24 protein-coding genes are annotated in these 21,757 nt (G+C 36.3%); 11 read left to right on the top strand and 13 right to left on the bottom strand.

Translation table 11 applies throughout. From position 1 onward, the window contains the following. Nucleotides 1-31 precede the first annotated feature (31 nt). Both MKX65_RS05975 and MKX65_RS05970 read right to left on the bottom strand, forming a co-directional pair. Nucleotides 32-1,240, bottom strand: a complete 1,209-nt coding sequence (locus MKX65_RS05975; RefSeq protein ID WP_340902796.1) for an ABC transporter permease — start codon at nucleotides 1,238-1,240, stop codon at nucleotides 32-34. After that, nucleotides 1,233-1,973 carry an ABC transporter ATP-binding protein gene (locus MKX65_RS05970; protein ID WP_160548200.1) on the bottom strand — a complete coding sequence of 247 codons (741 nt, stop codon included), beginning with the start codon at nucleotides 1,971-1,973 and terminating at the stop codon, nucleotides 1,233-1,235. The genes MKX65_RS05975 and MKX65_RS05970 overlap by 8 nt, the downstream gene beginning before the upstream one ends. Nucleotides 1,974-2,485: 512 nt before the next feature. On the opposite strand from MKX65_RS05970, the gene MKX65_RS05965 reads away from it, so the two are divergent. The 5 genes from MKX65_RS05965 to MKX65_RS05945 all read left to right on the top strand — a co-directional run bounded on the left by MKX65_RS05965 (nucleotide 2,486) and on the right by MKX65_RS05945 (nucleotide 6,318). Further along, complete coding sequence (locus tag MKX65_RS05965; RefSeq protein ID WP_119707130.1) at nucleotides 2,486-2,905, top strand: HIT family protein; 420 nt, start codon at nucleotides 2,486-2,488, stop codon at nucleotides 2,903-2,905. A 158-nt stretch (nucleotides 2,906-3,063) separates the two neighbouring features. Further along, complete coding sequence (gene serC / locus MKX65_RS05960) at nucleotides 3,064-4,140, top strand: 3-phosphoserine/phosphohydroxythreonine transaminase (protein WP_340902792.1); 1,077 nt, start codon at nucleotides 3,064-3,066, stop codon at nucleotides 4,138-4,140. Between the two features lie 129 nt (nucleotides 4,141-4,269). After that, complete coding sequence (locus MKX65_RS05955) at nucleotides 4,270-4,797, top strand: tryptophan transporter (protein ID WP_340902791.1); 528 nt, start codon at nucleotides 4,270-4,272, stop codon at nucleotides 4,795-4,797. Between the two features lie 341 nt (nucleotides 4,798-5,138). After that, a complete protein-coding gene (locus tag MKX65_RS05950; protein ID WP_340902789.1) occupies nucleotides 5,139-5,495 on the top strand; it encodes a YtxH domain-containing protein in 357 nt (118 codons plus the stop codon). Between the two features lie 250 nt (nucleotides 5,496-5,745). Further along, nucleotides 5,746-6,318: an HTH-type transcriptional regulator Hpr gene (locus tag MKX65_RS05945; protein ID WP_160548195.1), complete on the top strand. Its 573-nt coding sequence runs from the start codon at nucleotides 5,746-5,748 to the stop codon at nucleotides 6,316-6,318. On the opposite strand, the gene MKX65_RS05940 is transcribed toward MKX65_RS05945, so the two are convergent. Continuing rightward, on the bottom strand, nucleotides 6,319-6,654 hold the full coding sequence (locus MKX65_RS05940) for a DUF1878 family protein (RefSeq protein ID WP_340902787.1): 336 nt from the start codon (nucleotides 6,652-6,654) through the stop codon (nucleotides 6,319-6,321). Between the two features lie 190 nt (nucleotides 6,655-6,844). On the opposite strand from MKX65_RS05940, the gene MKX65_RS05935 reads away from it, so the two are divergent. Both MKX65_RS05935 and MKX65_RS05930 read left to right on the top strand, forming a co-directional pair. Continuing rightward, nucleotides 6,845-7,402, top strand: coding sequence for a DUF3267 domain-containing protein (locus MKX65_RS05935; RefSeq protein ID WP_340902785.1), 558 nt, complete (start codon nucleotides 6,845-6,847; stop codon nucleotides 7,400-7,402). A 103-nt stretch (nucleotides 7,403-7,505) separates the two neighbouring features. Beyond that, nucleotides 7,506-7,685: a hypothetical protein gene (locus tag MKX65_RS05930; RefSeq protein ID WP_119707123.1), complete on the top strand. Its 180-nt coding sequence runs from the start codon at nucleotides 7,506-7,508 to the stop codon at nucleotides 7,683-7,685. A gap of 58 nt (nucleotides 7,686-7,743) precedes the next feature. Here MKX65_RS05930 and MKX65_RS05925 read toward each other — a convergent pair whose 3' ends face one another. After that, nucleotides 7,744-7,827, bottom strand: coding sequence for a YjcZ family sporulation protein (locus MKX65_RS05925; RefSeq protein WP_119707122.1), 84 nt, complete (start codon nucleotides 7,825-7,827; stop codon nucleotides 7,744-7,746). Between the two features lie 88 nt (nucleotides 7,828-7,915). Beyond that, nucleotides 7,916-7,990, bottom strand: a complete 75-nt coding sequence (locus MKX65_RS05920) for a YjcZ family sporulation protein (RefSeq protein WP_160548211.1) — start codon at nucleotides 7,988-7,990, stop codon at nucleotides 7,916-7,918. Nucleotides 7,991-8,245: 255 nt separating this feature from the next. Here MKX65_RS05920 and MKX65_RS05915 point away from each other — a divergent pair, with 255 nt between their 5' ends. Further along, the gene (locus MKX65_RS05915; protein WP_340902784.1) at nucleotides 8,246-9,124 is read left to right on the top strand and encodes a peptidylprolyl isomerase; all 879 of its coding nucleotides are present in this window, start codon (nucleotides 8,246-8,248) and stop codon (nucleotides 9,122-9,124) included. Nucleotides 9,125-9,172: 48 nt separating this feature from the next. Here MKX65_RS05915 and MKX65_RS05910 read toward each other — a convergent pair whose 3' ends face one another. From MKX65_RS05910 to MKX65_RS05885, 6 genes are all read right to left on the bottom strand, one after another. Beyond that, a complete protein-coding gene (locus MKX65_RS05910) occupies nucleotides 9,173-9,343 on the bottom strand; it encodes a sporulation YhaL family protein (protein ID WP_160548192.1) in 171 nt (56 codons plus the stop codon). Nucleotides 9,344-9,442: 99 nt separating this feature from the next. Continuing rightward, nucleotides 9,443-10,387: a 3'-5' exoribonuclease YhaM gene (gene yhaM / locus MKX65_RS05905; protein WP_160548191.1), complete on the bottom strand. Its 945-nt coding sequence runs from the start codon at nucleotides 10,385-10,387 to the stop codon at nucleotides 9,443-9,445. 110 nt (nucleotides 10,388-10,497) lie between these two features. Continuing rightward, nucleotides 10,498-13,482: an AAA family ATPase gene (locus MKX65_RS05900; protein ID WP_160548190.1), complete on the bottom strand. Its 2,985-nt coding sequence runs from the start codon at nucleotides 13,480-13,482 to the stop codon at nucleotides 10,498-10,500. 12 nt (nucleotides 13,483-13,494) lie between these two features. Continuing rightward, a complete protein-coding gene (locus MKX65_RS05895) occupies nucleotides 13,495-14,715 on the bottom strand; it encodes a metallophosphoesterase (RefSeq protein ID WP_160548189.1) in 1,221 nt (406 codons plus the stop codon). A 109-nt stretch (nucleotides 14,716-14,824) separates the two neighbouring features. Next, entirely contained in the window at nucleotides 14,825-16,078 is a 1,254-nt protein-coding gene (locus MKX65_RS05890) for an ABC transporter permease (RefSeq protein WP_160548188.1), read from the bottom strand. Then, nucleotides 16,071-16,970: an ATP-binding cassette domain-containing protein gene (locus tag MKX65_RS05885; protein ID WP_160548187.1), complete on the bottom strand. Its 900-nt coding sequence runs from the start codon at nucleotides 16,968-16,970 to the stop codon at nucleotides 16,071-16,073. The genes MKX65_RS05890 and MKX65_RS05885 overlap by 8 nt, the downstream gene beginning before the upstream one ends. 136 nt (nucleotides 16,971-17,106) lie before the next feature. On the opposite strand from MKX65_RS05885, the gene MKX65_RS05880 reads away from it, so the two are divergent. Next, entirely contained in the window at nucleotides 17,107-17,292 is a 186-nt protein-coding gene (locus tag MKX65_RS05880) for a YhzD family protein (protein WP_160548186.1), read from the top strand. A 35-nt stretch (nucleotides 17,293-17,327) separates the two neighbouring features. Here MKX65_RS05880 and MKX65_RS05875 read toward each other — a convergent pair whose 3' ends face one another. After that, nucleotides 17,328-18,116, bottom strand: coding sequence for an enoyl-CoA hydratase (locus MKX65_RS05875; protein ID WP_160548185.1), 789 nt, complete (start codon nucleotides 18,114-18,116; stop codon nucleotides 17,328-17,330). 230 nt (nucleotides 18,117-18,346) lie between these two features. On the opposite strand from MKX65_RS05875, the gene MKX65_RS05870 reads away from it, so the two are divergent. Both MKX65_RS05870 and MKX65_RS05865 read left to right on the top strand, forming a co-directional pair. Further along, nucleotides 18,347-19,462, top strand: a complete 1,116-nt coding sequence (locus MKX65_RS05870; protein ID WP_101730630.1) for an IS4 family transposase — start codon at nucleotides 18,347-18,349, stop codon at nucleotides 19,460-19,462. 185 nt (nucleotides 19,463-19,647) lie between these two features. Continuing rightward, the gene (locus tag MKX65_RS05865) at nucleotides 19,648-20,139 is read left to right on the top strand and encodes a GNAT family N-acetyltransferase (RefSeq protein WP_340902778.1); all 492 of its coding nucleotides are present in this window, start codon (nucleotides 19,648-19,650) and stop codon (nucleotides 20,137-20,139) included. Nucleotides 20,140-20,171: 32 nt separating this feature from the next. Here MKX65_RS05865 and MKX65_RS05860 read toward each other — a convergent pair whose 3' ends face one another. After that, nucleotides 20,172-21,692 (bottom strand): coproporphyrinogen III oxidase, encoded by a 1,521-nt coding sequence (locus MKX65_RS05860; RefSeq protein WP_445677907.1) that lies wholly within the window; start codon nucleotides 21,690-21,692, stop codon nucleotides 20,172-20,174. Between the last annotated feature and the right edge of the window lie 65 nt (nucleotides 21,693-21,757).

Here is a 21,757-nt window from a genome sequence, read left to right as displayed (position 1 = left end):
GGTAGTCATAGTGTAACCAGCTTTGCAAAAATTACGTCAGCTTTTTATGACTATACTGATATACAAACAAATAACTAAATGCAACCCCTGCGAACAATGCAACAGCACTAATCATCAAGTCACCCTTTAAGATGATTGAAATGGATAGTAAAAGGGATTGAATGCTTAATACGACAAAAAGAAGCTTCTGAAATGATATTTTTTTCGTTATTTCTTTTACTGGATATAACTGTATCCATAGCTTGTTTTGATGGTGATTCCATAATGGGAGTAATTGAAAACCTGTTAAGTAAAGAAACAGTACAACAAAAAGAATTTGTCCATATCCAAAAGTGACAAAATAAAGGACTAGTCCTCCAATAACAGTCAGACGTATCCACAAGCCTAAATAATCTCCACCTCTGATAAAAGTTTGAAGAAATAAATGTAAAAAAGTAGCATCCTGATGATAGGGCAAACTTGAGGGTATCCAATCTAAACACCTGCGTCTCTTTACCTCATCCTTTAACTTCGGAACATCTGTAAACAGATTGGCTAAGCGATAGAATGACATCATTCTTCTGTCTTCTAGCTGAATAAGACGCTCCCATTTTAACCCCTTATTCTGTGTTTGGTTATAGTAAGTAAAGAAAAGAAGAAGTAATAAAAAAGCGACAACCCCAATTAACCAAATAGCTGCTTGATTGAACAAAAGATATAAAAATACTCCATTCACCACAAACCGGATGACCGTATCTAGCCTTTGAGTGGACTCCTCCACATAATATTGTACTCTCCATCTAATATACAGATTTAACAGTTTTAGCCCTGCTAAGACGACAAGAAACGGGAGGAAATGATGAAAACCACTTCCTGTTACTTGAGCATAAATCGGCATTAAGACACCGAGGAAAAGTACTAACAAGTACAAGCCAATGAAAAAACTCAAAAGAATGCTGCGATTAAAATATGATTGAAGTCTTTCTTCAAGGGCAAGAAGAAACACTTTATCAGGATCAACTACAAAAGTAAAAATAGGACTAATTGTAACCACTAGGGACAAAATGATTGCCATTAATAGGGCTACGGGAAAATCGCTTGATAATGTCTTTACCCATTCTTGATAGTAGAAAGCAGCCGTTCCTAATAAAAATACCAGGACAATGACAATATGACCGTTAAAAATATATCGAGAATAACGACCAATTTCTTTACTTGCTGTACCGAGTCGCTCCCTCCACAACTTAAGTGCATCAAACATAATCTTCTTCCTTTGTCAGTTGGATATAAAGATCATCAAGTGTAGCATCTGGCATTGAAAATTGCTCCCTTAATTCTGCTAAAGTGCCCTTTGCACGAACCTTACCTTCGTGAAGAATAACAAACCGATCACAATATCTTTCCGCCGTTGCAAGTATGTGGGTAGACATTAATATCCCTGCACCGCTTTCCTTCATCTTCTTCATAAGATCTAACAAAGATTGAATTCCAAGTGGATCCAGACCTACAAAAGGTTCATCCACAATGTAAAGAGAAGGCTGAACCAAAAAAGCACACATAATCATTACCTTTTGTTTCATTCCTTTTGAGAAATGAGCAGGAAACCACTTTAGCCTCTTACTCATTCGAAACTCCTTCAACAGGGTTTCTTTTCTCTCCTGAAAGGTCTTTTCTTCTAGACCGTATGCCATAGCAGTTAAACGTAAATGCTCATCCAATGTTAACTCGTCATAAAGAATGGGTGTTTCGGGTACAAACGTAAATTCTCTTCGATATTCCTCTTTGCTTGTATGTATCGCTTTTCCATTAATCGTAATTTCACCCGATTGTGGCTCCATCAAGCCAATAATATGTTTAATGGTTGTGCTTTTGCCTGCCCCGTTCAGTCCAATTAGACCTACAATTTCATTCGCTTTCACATCAAAAGAAATGTCTTTTAAAACAGGGTTTCTAGTATATCCACCGGTTATATTTGAAAGCTGCAAAAGTGTCATTTATCTTCCTCCATTAGTTGTTAGCACCATTTTAACAAAATGTCATTCTAAAAAATAGAAATAGGCATTTATAAAAAAATTTCATTTCTTTTTGTATAGAACCTCTTAATGCGGGCATGATAATATTCGAAGGGGAGCAACAAGTAGATGTTCAATCATCGAAATGAGGTGTCAGTGGGCGATAATAATCAATCACGATACGTTAAACGTTCCTATATGCGTTGATCTAACCACATTTTTATAAATGAGGTGTTCGCAAAAGACCAATCTGCTATGCTTTATAAGTTGTAAAACATATAAAGATAAGGGGATGGTTCGCTTGAACAAAGGATCTAAATCTCTATAGACAAATCATTTTTAAATGAGGTGTTTATCAAAGAGAATTTATTGCTATAGAACGATTAAAAAGCTTTCCCCTTCAAGAACGGGCGGGATTCCTGGCGAATCCTGCCCTCTTATTTGTTTAAATTCTATGGTAAAATATACATATATATGAATAGGAGGGACAAATAATGAGCGATTGTATTTTTTGCAAAATTGTGAATGGAGATATTCCCGCAGCGAAAGTATTTGAAAATGACCACGTGGTTGCGTTTTTAGATATAAGCCAAGTAACAAAGGGACATACATTAATCATTCCAAAGGTACATAAGGAAAATCTATACGAATTGACTCCCGAAATTTCTAGCGAATTATTCAAAGTGGCTCCTAAGATTGCCAATGCCATTAAAGATGCGTATCACCCAGTTGGTCTAAATCTTGTGAATAATAATGGTGAAAAAGCTGGACAATCCGTGTTCCACTTCCACATGCATCTGATTCCACGCTATGGTGAAGGAGATGGATTCGGTGCTGTTTGGAAGTCTAATCAAAGTAACTACACGCCAGACGATCTTCGTAAAATTGCGGATTCTATCAGTAGCGAATTGTAAGACTGTTCTTTTCGGACAGTCTTTTTTTCTTTTCCTTTTTAAAATTTTCATAATGTTCAAATTCTCATCTTTACATAGTACGAATTTCTGTTAGGATAAATATATCTTTTTTCTTTGCTGCTTTAAACCGTAAACATCTAACTGGAGGTATGTATTGTATGAATCGCGCACTTAATTTTAATGCAGGACCAGCTGCTCTTCCGGCAGAGGTTCTAATTGAAGCTCAAAAGCATTTGCTTAATTTTAATGGTACCGGCATGTCGGTAATGGAGTTAAGCCATAGAAGTAAACCCTATGAGGAAGTTCACGATGGTGCCATCTCAAAGCTTAGAACGCTAATGAACATTCCTGATGATTATGAAGTCCTTTTCTTACAAGGTGGCGCTAGCACTCAGTTTTCTATGGTTCCAATGAATCTGCTGAAGGAAGGTCAAACCGCTTCCTACATCCTTTCCGGTGCTTGGTCTGAAAAAGCGTTAAAGGAAGCAAAAAAAGTTGGACAAACGAGCATCCTCGCTTCAAGTAAAGAAAGCAATTATAACTCTATTCCGGAGTTTACTCTTTCAGATCTTTCATCTGATACTGCCTACCTTCATATTACTAGTAACAACACAATTTTTGGTACACAATGGCAAAGCTTCCCAAATTCGCCTGTTCCTTTAATCGGAGATATGTCGAGTGATATTTTAAGCAAGCCTATTCAAGTGGATCAATTTGGACTAATTTACGCTGGAGCACAGAAAAACCTAGGACCTTCAGGAGTTACTGTTGTTATTATAAAGAAAAGCCTGTTAGAACGCTCCACAGATGCGTTACCAACCATGCTTAATTACAAAACTTATGCAGACAACAATTCCTTATATAACACACCGCCAACAATCGCTATTTATTTATTGAAGCTTGTACTTGATTGGGTTGAAAATCAAGGTGGTGTGACAGCAATAGAAAAAATCAACGATCAAAAAGCTAAGCTTCTATACGATGCCATTGATGAGAGTGAAGGTTTTTATAATGGGCATGCCACACTTAATAGCCGTTCGAAGATGAATGTGACTTTCACTTTACAAAGTGAAGAAGCAACAAAAGTTTTCCTTCAACAGGCAAAAGAAGAAGGCTTTGTTGGTTTAAATGGTCACCGCTCAGTCGGTGGTTGCCGTGCATCCATTTATAATGCTGTTCCTCTTGAGAATGTTGAAAAGCTAGCTGAGTTCATGAAGAAGTTTTCGCAAAAATAATAACCAGATTAGTTAACTTTTTATATAATTTGTAGTGTGATATAATAAGAGCAAGTTTTTCGCTATAGGCAAAGAGTGCACTATAGGAGGAACGAAAATGAGAGAAGAACAGACGAGGAGAGATGAGAAATGAATACGAAAAATCTTGTTGCACTATCATTACTAGTGGGTATGGGTGCGGTATTACATGCAGTAGTTCCACCAATTCTTTTTGGAATGAAGCCTGACATGATGTTAACGATGATGTTTTTAGGAATTATGCTATTTCCAGAAAAGAAAAATGTGCTGCTTGTTTCATTAGTAACAGGCATCATTTCTGGCTTAACTACAAGCTTTCCTGGAGGACTATTCCCGAATATTATCGATAAGCCTATCACTGCTTTTGTTTTCTTTGGCCTATTTCTAGCTCTTAAGAAGTTTAGAAACAATATGGTTAGTGTTGGTGTATTAACTGCTGTTGGTACAGTTGTGTCCGGACTTGTATTCTTAAGTGCAGCTAGTGTAATCGCTGGGTTACCTGGTCCATTTGCCGCATTATTTGCTGGTGTGGTCTTACCTGCTACGGTGGTTAACACAATTGCTATGATTGTACTTTACCCAATTGCCTATGCAATTGTTAAAAGAACAAAACTTAACCAGCAAGTTACTTCTAGTTAATAGAAAAGAACCCTTTAAGGGTTCTTTTCTATTTTATGCTGGATAGAAGAATGGCAGCTAACAAAAGGATGATTCCAGTCCCTAAAAATGCACTTGCCCTCTTTTTCAACCGCTTTTTTGGAGGATAAAAACCTGGTTTCAATAGTGATAACATATAGAAAACTGCGGCTACAAAACAAATAATGCTTATTAAAACTAATAAGCTTACCACCCATACCACCTACTTGTTCGTGAAATATTTATATATATGCTTGTTTTATATAATCTATGTGAAACAACATGTTTACCCATGATGAATCATGTTAATATAAGTCCTATAAACGTTTATTAGGGGTGAGCTTATGAATGCAAAGAAAGTTCTTCTAGGAGTGGTAGTTGGTGGAATTGCTAGTGGTATTGCTACGCTCCTAACAACTCCTCAATCTGGTGTTGCTCTGCGGAAAAACCTAGTTCGCTCTGAAGAGGAATGGAGACAAAATTTGGCCGCTTTAAGCACTTCTATACGAGATCTGAGCAAAGAGGTTGCTTCAGTAACTAAAGAAGGGAAAGTCGTCCTTTCAAGCTTGATAACAGATATTAAAATTAGTGTACAAGCCTGGAAGGAGTCTACGGCCGACAACCAACATGCGATTAAAATAGAGCTAGATTTGATACAAGAAGCGTTACGCAAACTTGAAAATGATTTAGGAAAAAATTAATCACTCTAGAATTTAAGATTTTGTCTGTCCTTTTTTTCATATGAAAAGAAGGATTTTTTTTATTTAATGGAAATCTTCTCATATTATTTAACGTTTATTTCCATAAATCTTATAAATCTATCACTATCTTCTTAATTGGAAATAAAATTTTATCTAATTTCTAAAAATTTTGTAAATTACATCTTTATTAATTTTTGTTTTATTGGCATAATGAAAATAATAGACAAAAAAAAGTGGGTGACTAATAGGGATGGCGGGAAAAGATTATACAATGAAAGAAGCAATGCTATTTAGTCAGAGAATTGCACAACTAAGCAAAGCTCTCTGGAAAGCCATTGAAAAGGATTGGCAACATTGGATTAAGCCACATGATCTAAACATTAATGAACATCATATTTTATGGATTGCTTACCATCTAAATGGTGCATCCATCTCTGATGTGGCGAAATTTGGGGTCATGCATGTTTCAACAGCTTTTAACTTTTCAAAGAAACTAGAGGAGCGAGGACTTTTACAATTCTCTAAAAAGGAAAATGATAAGCGAAACACGTATGTACAAATTACGGATAAAGGAGAAAGCATCCTTCTGGACTTAATGGAACACTATGAACCATCAGGAAATGCTGCTTTCTCAGGTGCTTTGCCATTAAAGGAACTATACGGCAAGTTTCCAGATATCATTGAGGTAATGGCCATTGTTCGAAATATTTATGGGGACGACTTTATGGAGATTTTCGAAACATCCTTTAGAAACATTGAAGAGGATTTTGAAGAGAAGGAAGGAAAGCTTACAAAGAAAAAATCATCGTCTGAGTATGTATAATCATAAGTACCTTTTAAGCTCATCCATTAGTGGTAGAAACAGTCTTTGAAGGATACACGCATGAATTACTTCTTCTACTTGTAAGCGTGGATGTAATTCTTCTTTAAACTTTTTAAAAAGCGGATGAAAATATACAAAGCCTTCCGCTTTCTGTTCTTCCAATTCTATGCTCATTCGTTCACAATTCGTACAAAATACCTGTACATCACGTTCAGATAAACCTCTTTCAATTACTAACAGATCAAATTTGCCATTATTACTACCAATCATCTTTAAAAGTAAGGATTGATGGTACTCTAAGCGCTTTATTCTTTCTAATAATTCCTCGTCAAACATCCTTCTACCTCTTTTCTATTCTTCCTTCATTCTATTGTATAAAATGTAAAATGATATGACAAAAAATTTATCGAAAATTGTTTGCTGTTTTCCTATTGATTTTTTTATCTGTTCATCGTAAAGTATCTAAAGTAAGTGGAACATATGAAGCTTACAAAATACTTATATCTCCATTTGGAGGCTGATTCGCTTGAATTGCTGGAAAACAATAAACTTTACAAGACAATATGGATCGCAGCGTCTTTTTATACTGTCTGCCTTAACTATGTTATTTACTTTTATTCTACTTTATATTCCGGCAACATACTTATTTGTTGCAACAGCCTTTTATGACAATCATTTTATTTATTTTATTTTAGCATTAATTTTATTGTATCCGGCTCATAAACTTCTACATTTTTTACCAATTGCTCATATGAATGAGAAGATCAGAAAAATTGTAGATATTAAGTTGGGTTTTATTCCAACAATCAAAATTCAAATTACAGAACCAATTAAAAAGTATCAGTTCTTAATCGCTCTACTATCGCCATTTGTCATTATCAATTCGGTATTATTAGCAGCTTGCTTCGTATTTCCGCATTACGCACACTATTTTACGATTTTACTAGCTTACCATATTGGATTGTGTGTTTCTGATCTTATTTGCGGTAAAGATGTACTTAGCGCTCCTAAGAATGCATTTATTGAAGAAAATGAAGATGGTTATGAAATACTAATTATCAATAAGGAAGGGACATCTTACTGATGTCCTCTTTCTTTAATCACTGCTAAAATCAATTTTTCTTTTAACTTAAAAATTGATTATGATACAATACAAGAAAACACCTTCCCATAGGAGGGATTTAACGATGATTTTTCTTTTTATAGTACTTGCCGTTTTTATTTTATTCCAAATTAACAAACTTACAAACTCTCTCTGCTTACAGAAAGAGATTCCAGAAGAACGACAGCCACAAATTTTTAGGACGATTAATATATTAATAACAATCCTTCTGATATCTTCCTATGTAGAAATCCTATTTACATAGAACAATAAGGAGCGGTGGACATTCATCCACCGCTCTTTTTTCTTATTCATTTATTCGCTTATAGCCAAGCAGCACCAACGATGATTAAAAGGATGAACAATACTACAATTAGCGCGAAGCCTCCACCATATGAGTGACCCATTCTAACACCTCCTCTCAAGGAAAGTTAATATATCCTATTCAAGTAGAGCTACATCCGTTAAAAGGATTCATTATATTTCATATGGAGCTTAACAATAAGCTGCCCCCACAATAATCAACAAGATGAATAAAACAACAAGTAGCGCAAAGCCATTGTGTCCCATCTTTAAAACCTCCCTTTCTCTCTAATTTTTATCGTGGCATTCCAATCATTTTGAAGGATGCCTGATTTCTTGGGTGAACTATTTGCTAGTTCCCTTTATATTATGTAACCCATTCCATAATGGGATGGGCCATTTACTTATTTTTGAAGATTTACCATTGTGGAACAGATATTTTTTTTTTGCTCTTCCCATCAGGTATGGTATAGTAATGTTTGTGACCGAATGATACGAAATAATTTTGTAGGAGTGTTCAAGATGAAAAAATGGATGTTATCCCTATCAGTCATTGCTGGCATCATTACTTTAACTGCCTGTAATAATGCCAATGATTCTGCAACAGTTGTAGAAACGTCTGCAGGGGATATTACGAAGGACGAGCTTTACGAGGCAATGAAAGAAAAATACGGAGAAGCTACTTTACGTGAGCTTGTTTATGAAAAAGTTCTTTCTGACAACTATGAAGTAAGCGATGAAGAGTTAGATGAAAAAATTGCAGAATTAAAAGAGCAACTAGGGGACAATTTTGAAGTTGCTTTATCTCAATATGGATACGATAGCGAAGATGACCTTCGTGAAACGTTCAGAATCGGTATGCTACAAGAAAAAGCTGCAGTGAAAGATATTGAGGCTACAGAAGAAGAAATGAAGGAATACTACGAAAACTTTAAGCCACAAATTAAAGCTCGTCACATTTTAGTTGAAGATGAGGCAAAAGCAAAAGAAGTAAAAGCTAAGCTTGATGCTGGAGAGAAATTTGAAGATGTAGCAAAAGAATTCTCTACAGATACAGCATCTGCAGCAAACGGTGGAGACCTTGGCTGGTTTGGAGCTGGACAAATGGTTGCTGAGTTTGAAGAGTTTGAAGAAGCTGCCTATGCACTTGAAGTCAACAAAATCAGTGATCCTGTAAAAACAGAACATGGGTACCACATTATCCAGGTAACTGAAAAGAAAGAAAAAGAATCATATGAAGATATGAAGGCTGAAATTGAACACCAAGTAAAAGTGTCCAAGCTAGACGAAGCATCGATCACTGAAGCCATGGAACGTGAGCTTAAAGATGCTGATGTAAAAATCAAAGATGAGGATTTAGAAAAAGCATTGGACAGTGAGGAAACAACAACGCAAGGCTAATAGCAGCCTCTGTATGTAAAAAAGGTTCCAGAGTATCTGGAACCTTTTTTATTGAGCAGAACGACCTTCTCTGGCCCTCTCAACCCTCATCATATAAATTTCTCCTTCTCTTTCAATACTTTGCATTTCTTCCTCCCTCTCTTTCCTTCCTGTACGAAGTGCCATCATGGCACTAATAAAAATACCAGCAACAACAAAATAGACCCAAATTGGTATCATAGAACATCCTCCTTTTTCATTAATGGTTGTCCAAGTCTTTATAAACCATATGAGATAAAAAACAAAAAAATGCCCATTTAGAGCATTTTTCGTAAGGTATTATTTATGAAAGCTTGGTTTATAAAATGACCTTTGCTCTAGAGGGAAAATTCTTTCAGTAAACTCACCTGGTTTCACTCTCTCCAATGCTCGGTCTAGCATATTCATTTTTGCATCTAAATTGTCAATATAATGAAGAATTTCTGCTTCTTTAATTAATGGTGGTTTTGGGCTTCCCCACTCAGCCTTTCCATGGTGACTCAATACAAGATGCTGAAGGATAACGACTTCTTCACCAGAAATATGAAGCTCATCTGCCGCTTTACCAATTTCGTTCACCATGATAGATATATGACCTAAAAGATTTCCTTCGACGGTATATGAGGTCGAAATCGGTCCAGATAGTTCCGTTACTTTCCCTAGATCATGAAGAATGATTCCAGCATATAGTAAATCTTTATCCAAGCTAGGGTATAGCTCAGCTATTGCCTTAGCTAAGTCAAGCATACTAACCACATGGTAAGCTAGTCCTGAAACAAACTCATGATGGTTCTTTGTTGCAGCTGGATACTCTAAAAACTCATTTAAATGTTTCTTTAATAAATGTCTTGTAATTCTTTGGATATTAGGGTTTTTCATTTCAAATATATATTGTGTAATTTTACTAGACATTTCATCCTTACTAACAGGAGCTGTTTCAAGGAAGTCAGCTAACTTCACAGAATCTGTAGGAGCTGCAGGTCGGATTTGTCTTAGCTTTAATTGGTTACGCCCACGATAATTCTGGATTTCCCCAACGATTCTCACGATTTTTTGTGCTGCATATATTTTTTCATCTTCATCAGATGCATCCCATAGTTTCGCTTCAATCTCACCACTTTGATCTTGGAAAATGATCGTTAAAAAGGGCTTACCATTACTTGCGATCCCTTTTACCGAATTTTTTATAAGTAGAAACTGTTCAACAGCTTCTCCTACTTCATAATCAAGGATACCTTTTGACATCAAATACGCCCCTTTCTATGATTCTAGTATAGCATATTTAATCATCATAACAGTCAATATTCATAGACTTGATTATGGTAATTCTTTCGTCATAATAAGAAATCCCGTCCTCACTTCAACTGAGGAACGGGCATTTCTTCAAGACGGATGATATGGCTACCTTGTAAATCCTTCAGTAAATGACGGTGGCAAGTGAAGAACAAAACTTGATTATTCGTTATTTTCTTTAATAATTCAAGAACACGACTCGTTCGAACGTGATCAAAGTTTACAAAGCTATCGTCAATCATAATTGGGAAGGGTCTTTTTTTATAAATGGTGGTTACAAGAGCAAGTCTGATCGCAACATACACCTGCTCCATGGTCGCTTGACTTAGTTCATTAGCTTCGAATACAGAATAATCTTTTCGATGAATATAAAACCCACTTTCATTCTCTTTTGGAACGATGCGCTGATAGTTGCCTTCCGTTAAAAATGATAAGTATTCCTCGGCTTTTCCTAAAACCGCTGGCAGCTTTTCTTCATTAAATACCTTCATGGTTTTGTTCAAAAGCTCTTTAGCTAGAGCCACGCGTGCCCAGTCCTTTGCTTCATCCTCTAACTCCGCTTTCAATTGCGTATACTTATGAAGGAGTTCTGAATATTTACCTCCTTCTTCTAGAATTGAAATTTGGTGTTTTGTTTCAGATAGAGTTTTTAGAGCTTCCTCACGTCTTTTATGATTCTGTTCAATGTCCGTATTCTTTTCTATTATGGCTTGTTTGATATCAGTAATCTTTATTAATTTTCCGATTACTTCCTTTGTTAATGATGAAAAAGCGATTTGCTTTTGAAGTTCTTCTATTTTATTTCTATCCTCCGTTTGTTTGTCCATTTCAAGCCCTGCACTACGGTACTCTTCTTCATTGATTACATCAGCTAAAACAAACAGTTCATTCATTTCATTACGGAACTGATTCAGCTCACTTATAACCTTCTCAAGCTCCTCCTTACTTTCGTCGAGTTTTTCGTTTTTTCCACTGAATATTATATACTTTTGCTGTTCTTCTCTTAATCGATTTCTTAGTTCCAACGCTAGTTGTGGCAATGGAAACTGTTTCTCAAAAAATAATCTACCAAGCTCTTCGATACGATTTGATATCCTTTGAATGACGTCTATTTTTTTATCTATTTGTAATTGAAGGGCGTGTTGTTCATGAATCGTCTGTTTGATACGTTCTAAAAGGTCAAATGCCTCTCCTAAATAAGACTTTGTAACTTCTTCTGATAAGCAAAGTTTTTGGGCGATTGATTTTAGCTCCGATTCGATTTCTGCAGACTCAATTTCCCATTTTTCAAATTCTAAGATTATTCGTTCATAATGGGTATTTTGTTGCTCCCATTTAACGTTAAGGATCTTTAACTCTTCCGCTTTTTGTTTCTCCATTTCTAACCGGCGGCTATTTTCGTGAAATTGATCAGAATTCAATGCTTGTATTTGTACATCTAGTTCTTTTTCTTCTTTTAATAAATCTTCTAGCTGCGTTCGGATATTTTTCTTTGTTTTCCTCGTTTTCGTGGAAAGTGAAGAAAACAATACAATTAGAAACAGACTGATACTAATAAAAATGAATAAAGGTTCTGATCTCATAAGACCAAATACACCAAGGAATATACTTATGATTGTAAATGCGAGTAATTGAAAGAAGCGATTCCTCGATTCCTTGTTTGCCTCCTCTTCAAATCCCATTAACATATTGAGTGTTTGTTTCACTTGTAATTGATCACTTTTTAAGCTAGCTGGGCTCGAAAGCTTTACCTTTTCCTCAAGCTCGAGATATTCATTCTCCGAAAGCAACTCATTCTTATAAAAGGCAATCCTATTCTCAAGTAACTCTAAGTCCAACTTTTCTTGCTCAAATAACGCATCAAGTTCTTCTTTCTTTTCATTGAGCTTCCATTGTTTTTTCTGTGCGATCTTCACACGTTCCTTCATAAACATGCTCGTATCAATATTTAAGAGCGCATCATCGGGTAGAGGAATATGTAATTTGCTCACGCACTCTCTTTTTTGTCTCTGTAGATGTTCCAGTTGAATGCGCAAACTCTTTTCTTCCTCACTGAGTGTTTCAAGTAAAGGAAGTTTGTCTAATGCTTCTTGAATGTCTATTTCCTTATCTAGAAGAGCAAGATTGGGTTGAGAATTTCTAATCTCCTCACTAAGCACTAGTATTTTCCTATCTAATCTTTCTTTTTGCGCTTCTAATGGCTTCATCCATTGAATGATTTGATCTAATCTTTTTATCCCCTCAACAGGAAACTTAATAGGAGGTTTTCCCTCTATTTTCTCTTTTACATATTCCAGCTCTTTTACAACTGGTTCAAGCTTTTTCCATTCTTGTAGCTGGTGTAGCTCTTGCATTAAAACTTCTTCGCTATTAGCTAGTTGGGAGATTTCCTCCACTAGCTCATTGCGTTGCCGTACCAACTGCCAATAGCCTTCATTTTTATTTTCCGAACTCTTAAGCTGATGATAAACTTCTTTCAGCTCTTTTAATTTCTCATTAATTACAGGTTTTTTTCCACTTGGTTTAAACCTTTCATCCATTTCTTTCTGGAGGGTCGAATTTATCGAAACCAGCCGGTCAGTACCAACAGCACCCGTAGAAAATAAAAATCTTCCCAAATCCTCTTTTTTCAGTTGATGGATATTTTGTAACCCCTGTAAATTAAAAGAAAAGATCGATTGGTAAAGAGATTTATCCATACGGGATAGTAACTCTTTAAGGAGATCCTCTCCTCCCCTTGTTCCATCCTCTAAAGTAACGATCACATCACCTGTGGCTTTGCCTTTTATTCGTTCGATAACGATGTGACCTTTATCGTTTATTTCGAAAAGGAGCTTCCCACCATACCTTATTCCTGACTTCGGCTCATACCTCTGCTCAGCCTGAACTTTTGTTGGAAAACCAAACAACATACTATGAATAAAGGACATGATCGTTGATTTGCCTGCTTCGTTTTCTCCATAGAAAACGGTAAAGGAATGTAGATTAGAAATCGTAACATTTTCTATTTTTCCATAACCATAAATTTGTAACTCTTTAATTATCATATCTTTCACCTCCTATTCCTTTAACAATTGATCCACTAGAAAACTCTCCGCATATCGTATCATTTCTTTTTTTTCCTCTTCAGTTAATGGGTTTAGAAATTTCCTTGCTTGCGGATGGTGAAATAGTATGTCTAAACTATGTCCGAGTTCCCCTGGCTCCCCTGATAGCCGAAATAACTCACCATAGAAATCCGTTTGATTTGCCAATGTCTCCTTATCCCAAATGCACTGTTCCTCAGCTGTAACAGCATATGTCCAAACAAAGGAAGCTTCTTCTTTTTCATCTTCTTGAAGAGCTTCCAATAAATCATTTAAAATGTCTCTTTCACTAGGATTATTTTCCTTTCTTAGCTTGGTTAGATGAAGTTTAAGCAAAATGCCTACCTTACTTTCTCTCTCAGCATCAATCAAGCTTTTACAGGTTAAGTAAAGCTGTTCAAACCCATTTACTTCACTTACATTGATCTCCTTTTCTGTCCACAAACAGTCTGAGGTAGGAAAAAACTCAAAACTCTTTTTCCCTTCCTCTAACACAATCAAATAGCCTCCTTTTAGCCCTGTTTCCTTCCTATTACGCCCTTGCGTATTGCCTGGATAAATAACCGGAGGATCTTGTGACAGGATCATGCGTTTATGAATATGTCCAAGAGCCCAATAATCAAAATCCTTGTCTAATAATTCCTTTATCGAAAAAGGGGCATAATTTCCATGTTCATGGTTTCCTTCGATGTTTCCATGTAGTATCCCAATATGAAAATCCGCTTCGCCCTCTTTTCGGTAATCAACTATTTTTCTTTCGAAAACATGCCGGCTAGGGTAACTAAAACCGTATAAGTGAATATGGCTTCCATTGGCCGTTGTATATATCTTTCTTTCTACATCGGTGGAAAAAATATGTACATTCTCAGGCATATCAAGATGAGCCCAACTCCCATCAAGGTGATCATGGTTTCCATGAATAGCAAAGACAGGTATTCCATGCATTTGAAGCCGCTTCATTTCATTACGAAGTCTTGTTTGGGCTTTAATACTTCTATCCTCACTATCAAATAGGTCACCAGCTAAAATAACAAAATCGACCTTTTCCTCAATCGCCTTATTAACAATCCTTTCAAGCGCGACAAACGTACTTTCCTTTAGTCGTGAGAAAATGGATGCTGGCAAAGACTTCAGACCCACCATCGGACTATCTAAATGCAAATCAGCAGCATGAATAAAGGTTACTCGCTTCATAATCGGTTCCTCATTTGGTTTTCTATTTTTCTATATTTTAGCATCTTAAAAATACGAATGCACGTTCTTATACTAAATAAAAAAAACAAGCTTCAAAATCGAAGCTTGCTTATTCATTCTTTGTAAGTTGAAGGGCTTTTTTAATATCTTTAAAAGAAGTTGATCGTCCATACATTAGTACGCCACCTCTATATACTCTTGCTCCGAAGATCGCTAGAAGAATAATAGTGATAATAAGAATCGCAATCGCTAGTATTGGCTCCCAAATGGGTAACGATAACATACCAACTCTCATGAACATTAGCATGGGAGCAAAGAACGGTATATATGAAGAGATCGTGATGAAAGGTGTTTCTGGTTGGCCTAATCCAAACATAGCGATCATAAAACCAGCAACAACCAACATTGTCATGGGTGTAATCATCTGCTGAAGGTCTTCTATTCTACTAACAAGTGACCCAAGAAAGGCAGCAAGAGTGGAATAAAGAAAGTATCCTAAAATAAAGAAAACCACAGCATATATAAGGGTAGCTAAGGGTAAATCTCCAAAACCAAGATAGCTAAAAAATCCCCCTTGCATCGTATCGAGATTCTGCTTCATGGAAACATAACCTACACCTAGTAAAACAGCCATTTGTGTAATACTTACCAAACCTATACCAAGAATCTTTGCAAACATCTGCTTAATGGGAGATACACTCGAAATAAGAATTTCCATTACACGAGAAGATTTTTCCGTCGCAACTTCCATTGCAATCATGTTAGCGTATAGAATCACTGAGAAATAGATGACAAATAAAAGTACATAAACAAGGCCTCTTGCTTGGTTCAGTTCTTCCTCTGTTTTTGCGTTTTCTTCTAGTGCTAGTTGCTCAAAGTCAACAGGCTCATACAGTTTTGCAAGCTCCTCAGTGGAGAGTTCCATCTGTGTGGCAGCTAACTGTGTTTTCAATTGCTGGAGGCTATTTTTCACCTCATTTGCAATGGTTGTATCAGCAATGGTCATTGCATGATAAGTTGCTTCAGGTAAGTTCACATTGTTTAATCGTACAAGAAGTAGTCCATCATATTCCCCTTCTCGAATTGCTTCCTTTGCCGCATCCTCGTCCCCAGTAAATTGGGTTAGTTTAATATCTTCATTGACTGCTTCGACTTGCTGCTTTAATGGAGAAAAAATTGCTTCACTCTCATCAATGACTGCAATTTCCTCTCCGGATTCTCCTTTATTAAAATAGTCCATCACGTTTGAGAGATTCGTAAGTCCTACAATTAACAATAAAGTAACAGCAGTTGTAATGATAAATGATTTTGATTTCACTTTACTCATGTAAGTATGAGCCAGGATGATCCAAAACTTACTCATATGAGGCACCTACCTTCTCGATAAAAATATCATTTAAGCTTGGCTCCTCTAGGGCAAACTTTCGTATAAACCCATAAGGTACAATTTCCTTAAGTAGGTTCTCCGCTACTTCTTCACCCGTTATTTGAAGATGAATTCCTTCTGCGGTCTTTTTGTGCTTAATTACTCCAGGATATTCTTTTAAAAAGTCTAGTGAGAAATCAGCATGAATCACGACATTTTTCTTACCAAAACTTTTCTTTATATCCCTAAGAGAGCCATGTACAACAGGGCTTCCTTTATGCATGATACATAAATGTTCACACATCTCTTCTACATGCTCCATACGGTGACTTGAAAAGACAATCGTTGATCCGTTTTTCTTTAAGTCCAGTACAGCCTCTTTTAACAACTCGACATTTACAGGATCAAGTCCACTAAAAGGTTCATCCAGAATTAGCAGTTCTGGTTTATGTAGAACGGCTGCGATAAACTGAATTTTTTGCTGATTTCCCTTAGAAAGCTCTTCAACCTTTTTGTTTGCATACTCAGGAACTTTAAATCGTTCGAGCCATTTGTCTAATTCCGTTTGTGCTTCTCCCTTCTCCATTCCTCTTAACCTTGCCAAGTACACAATTTGTTCTTTTACCTTTAATTTAGGGTACAGTCCACGTTCTTCTGGTAAGTAGCCAATATATCTGCTCGTTGAATAATTAATGGGGTTACCATTCCAAGTGATTCGACCATCACTACTATCCATTAAGCCTAGAATCATCCGAAAAGTTGTTGTTTTCCCTGCTCCATTTGCCCCAAGAAAACCAAACATCTCTCTTTCCGGTATGGTTAATGATAGGTCGTTCACTGCCGTAAACGTTCCAAAACGCTTCGTTATGTTTTCGATTTTTAAAACCATGTCCTTCCCTCCTCTTCCATAAGGTAGTACGTTCGAGAATATAAAAAGTTACATATTTTTGTAATTTCTATTTTGCAAGAACCTCCTCACCTATGTGAAAATAAAACTAGGAAGTTATTACGATGGGGGAAAAAGGATGAAGATCTACAAATTAACTTGTTTTGAAGCTACTGGGGAAAAAATTATAGACGAAGCAATCGAGGCGAAGAATGATATCGAGGCAAAGAATAAGACCGAGGTTCTCTTAAAGGAAAAGAAGCTATACAATAAAACACACCGTCTCGTAACCCCTGATGGTAATCTAATCCTATTTAAAGCATAAGAAACTCAGCCAGTAAATATTGGCTGAGTTTTCCTTTACTTCCCTTTAAACTGAGGTTTTCGCTTTTCTATAAAGGCACGGATTCCCTCTTGGTGATCCTCTGTTTGTCTCATTTTATGTTGTCCATATTTTTCAAGCTCAAGAATTTTTAATAATTGTGGCCGGTTCTTTTCAACCAATATTTTCTTAGTTTTTATCATAGCTTGAAGTGGTTTCTTTAAATACTCCTCCAGCTTATCGTTTAATGCTTCCAAATAATTAGGCGCTACCTCATGAATGAGGCCTTTTTGAAATGCCTCATGTGCAGTCATTATTTTCCCTTCCCAAATGAGCTGTTTGGCTTGATCCTCACCTAACTTTTTCTCAAGGAAGAAGTGAGCTCCACCATCAGGGACGAGACCAATTCCGATAAAATTCATAGCAAGCTTGCTTTTTTCATCAGCTAGAATATAGTCTGTCGCTAAAGCTATACTTAGTCCGAGACCAGCCGCAGAACCTGATACAGCACTAATTGTTAGCTTAGGTAAAGAATAAAGAGTCATAACCAATTCATTAATGTTGTCCATCACATTAAAGAAATCGCTTTCATTCGTTTCCTGTAGCATCATTTTTATATCGCCTCCTGATGAAAAGGCACGTTCGTTTCCAGTTATAACCACAACATCAATATCATCTGTAATACTTATTTCCTTTAATTTTGTTGTCAATCCCTTGATTAGTTCAACATTTAGTGAATTTAAGCTTTCTGGTCGATTCAATTGTATCGTTGCGACTCGTCCATTCACATGTACTAACAGTGTATTAGATTCAGTATTCGTTTTCATCCTTCTCCCCTCCAAATGACTTCTCTTCTATTATTATATCGGTATTCCATTTGATAAAAAACTAATTATTTTAAATTATTACAAAAATAGCACTAGTGTTGCATTAATTTAATTTCACTATTAAAAATACTCAAAATGTTCAACTTTATTATATTGTGCAAAGAAAAAGTCCTTTATAATGGATAAGTCAGGTGGTAACCCGTCCAAATCCACTAAAAAGGACACATCTCATGGACAAGATTACACGAAAAACTTCATTTGGACAATGGTTTTCACCAATTAATATTCAATTATTTGAAGAACAGGTGAAAACGATGAAATTAGATTACTATACGAAAAAATTAACGACAGAGTCTTTCCTAAAATTACTACTTTTTGCCCAGCTAGAAGAAATCGAAAGCCTGCATGCGCTAGGTGATTGTCTATTCGATGACCAACTTCAAAAAGGGATTGACCTTGATTCGATCAGTATTTCTCAGCTGTCACGGCGATTAAATGGCATGAACCCAGATCTATTTCAAAGGCTTTTCCTTGATTTGGTCGTACAAATTCATGCCAAGACACACTATACGAAACTGGTCATGCCGTTAAAAATCATTGATTCAAGCACATTGCCACTTAATTTGACCAATCATAAATGGGCAAAGTTCCGTAAGACAAAAGCCGGTGTGAAGTTGCATCTACGCCTTGTGTTTATGGAAAAAGGTGCGTCCTATCCCGAAAAAGCAGTCATAACAACGGCAAACGAACATGATCGTGGTCAACTTGAAATCATGGTCGATGACAAGGAATGCATGTATGTGTTTGACCGTGGCTATCTAGACTACGAGCGCTTTGATCGCATGACAGATGATGGTTACTTTTTTCTATCAAGGCTAAGAAAAAACGCCGTTATACGGGAGGTTTATGATTTTAAACTACCCGAGGATTCCGCTGTTTTATCAGATCAAATGGTCCTGATTGGTACAACCCAAAACCGTGCTGAAAATTACTTTCGCCTTCTAAAAGTGCTTGATTCCAAAGGAAATGAACTCCATTTAATCACCAATCGCTTTGATTTGAACGCTGAAGAAATTTCAGAGATGTATAAATCAAGGTGGGCCATTGAGTTGTTTTTTAAATGGATCAAACAGCACCTTAGCATCAAAAAGTTCTACGGACAAAGCGAATGGGCCATTCAAAATCAAGTGTTTATCGCACTTATCGTTTTTTGCCTACATGTTCTTGTTCAACTTGAGACAAATAGTAAGCGAAAAACCTTAAAAATTAGCCGTTATCTACGGGCTGCCCTTTGGAAACCAGCCCATATTTGGCTCCGAAAAATTGAAGGAAAAGCCATTCCTTGATAAGAAAGTTGTCGTCGTCACACAGGTCTAATTGTAAATAAATTTCCAAATGGATGGAGCCACCTTTGTTGGGTATTTACTTTTTTGGCTCTAAATAGAGAATATAATTAAACTGAAAATTACGAAATTATTTATGCAACACTTGTGCAAAAATAGGTATAGTTAAAAGGAAAGGAGTGTTCTTTTTGAAATCAACCTACTCATATAATCAATTTTTTATTACAACGAACAAAGATCTTTTAAATCTTGATGTCATTGAACGATTTATCTGCCACGATTCCTATTGGGGACAGGGGATGAATCGCGATTTAATAGTAAAATCTATAGAGAACTCTAATTTATGTTTCGGCCTGTTTGATGGTAATCCACAAGAAAACTCTACAGCCAAGCAAATTGGCTTTGCTCGCGTAATAACTGATTTTGTTAGATTTGCTTATTTAGCAGATGTGTTTGTAATAAAAGAGTACCGTGGTCAAGGTTTAAGTAAATGGTTAATTGAGACGATTGTTAGTGAGCCAAGATTAAAGGGGGCTGCCTTTCATTTAACGACCAAGGATGCACACAGCCTCTATGAAAAATTCGGATTCCGGCCAATCGATCAACCAGAAAACCGAATGCTGCGGCCATTAAATATGGAACAAATATACGAGGCATACAAAAACACCACGGATAACTAAATATCCGTGGCTACTACAATTACCCTATTGACTTACTTTATAGAAGAGCCTGGGGTTGAGAATAAGCTAGTGAGTATTTCCAGTTTATCATTTGTATATTTCTCGAATGAGTCGTTGTATGTTTTTGGGTCTTTAGGATTTGAAAACTGCGTTATTTTACCTGATGATGGATCAATAAATTTACTCGCAGCGCCACAGCCTAAACCAATGATCGTCTGCTGTTCTTCCATAATCATAATATTATAAATGCTCTCTTGATTAGGAAGAGCGTATCCTACATTCTCCAGATTTCCTAGAATATTCTTTTGGCGATACAAATAATAAGGGGCATAATTATGTTCCTTCGTCCAGTTTTCGGCAAGCCTCATCATCTCTTCAATTTCACTACGCCCTGCAACCTTGTACTTTTCTTTGTTCTTTGTCATCTCGGAAGCACGTTTAAAGGAAAGAGTATGAACAGTTAATGATTCTGGCATGAGCTTTTCAGTCTCTTGTAGTGTATAAGAAAACTCCTCCACCCCTTCTCCAGGCAAACCAATAATTAAGTCCATATTAATATTATTCATATCCATATTTCGTGCAAGCTTAAATTTTTCAATCGTTTCCTCTACCGTGTGATGACGGCCAATCGCTTTTAACGTTTCCTGAATATACGATTGTGGATTAATACTAATTCGATCAATATTCCATTTTTTTAATACCTCTAGCTTTTCAGGCGTGATGGTATCAGGACGACCGGCTTCTACCGTTACTTCACGAATGTCTGTCACATCAGGAAAAGTCTCGTACATTTCTTCATAGAGCATGTCCATTTCTTCAGCAGAAATACTTGTAGGAGTACCGCCACCATAATAGACCGTGGTAATTTTCACGTTATTTTCTTTCAACCACTGTCCGATCTTTTTCATTTCAAAATGCAGACCACCTAAAAATGAATTGACGGATCCTTGTCTACCATTAATCGCATAGGCAGGAAATGTACAATACGCACATTTCGTAGGGCAAAACGGAATACCAATATAAATACTCACTTCATTTTGCAGTTGATACAAGTCCGGAACAACGGATAATTGACGATCAATGATATTCTGCATTAATTGAATCTTTTCATCAGAAATCATATACTCCGTTTGAAGCTTTTGGTGTGCTTCCTCTTTCGGCATTCCTTCTTGCAACATCTTGTGGAGAAGTTTCGTTGGCCTTATTCCTGTTAATATCCCCCACTTCTGTGTCATTCCTGTATAAGTTTGTAGAACAGATAAATATACATAAGAAATCGCATGTTTAATCATTCGATCTTTTTCTTTTTGAGAAAGTTCATTTGGGAGAACTTTTTCATAATTTGCATGTAGTAGCTCGGAACCAGGTATTTCAGCTTGTACATGAATCCAATCCGATACTCGTAAATCAAAATTTACCGTTAACTCTGCTTGGTCCGAATGGTTTTCCATGAATACTTTCGTTTCTTCAAAAAATAAGTTGGCAATATTTGTTAGTGGGCGGTGGAATTTCTCCTCCACTAATCCTTGTATATTAATCTGCAAAAAAATCACCTTTTAGTTAAATTTATATCATTGCTTTAAAAGTGTACAAAAATGAAAGGTATGGGTCAACTTTC

Origin of the sequence: Robertmurraya sp. FSL R5-0851 (assembly GCF_038002965.1) — a bacterium.
In the GTDB taxonomy this organism is placed as follows: Bacteria; Bacillota; Bacilli; order Bacillales; family Cytobacillaceae; genus Robertmurraya_A; species Robertmurraya_A beringensis.
The sequence above is the reverse complement of the archived record's forward strand: the minus strand, read 5'-3'. Positions and strand labels throughout refer to the sequence as shown.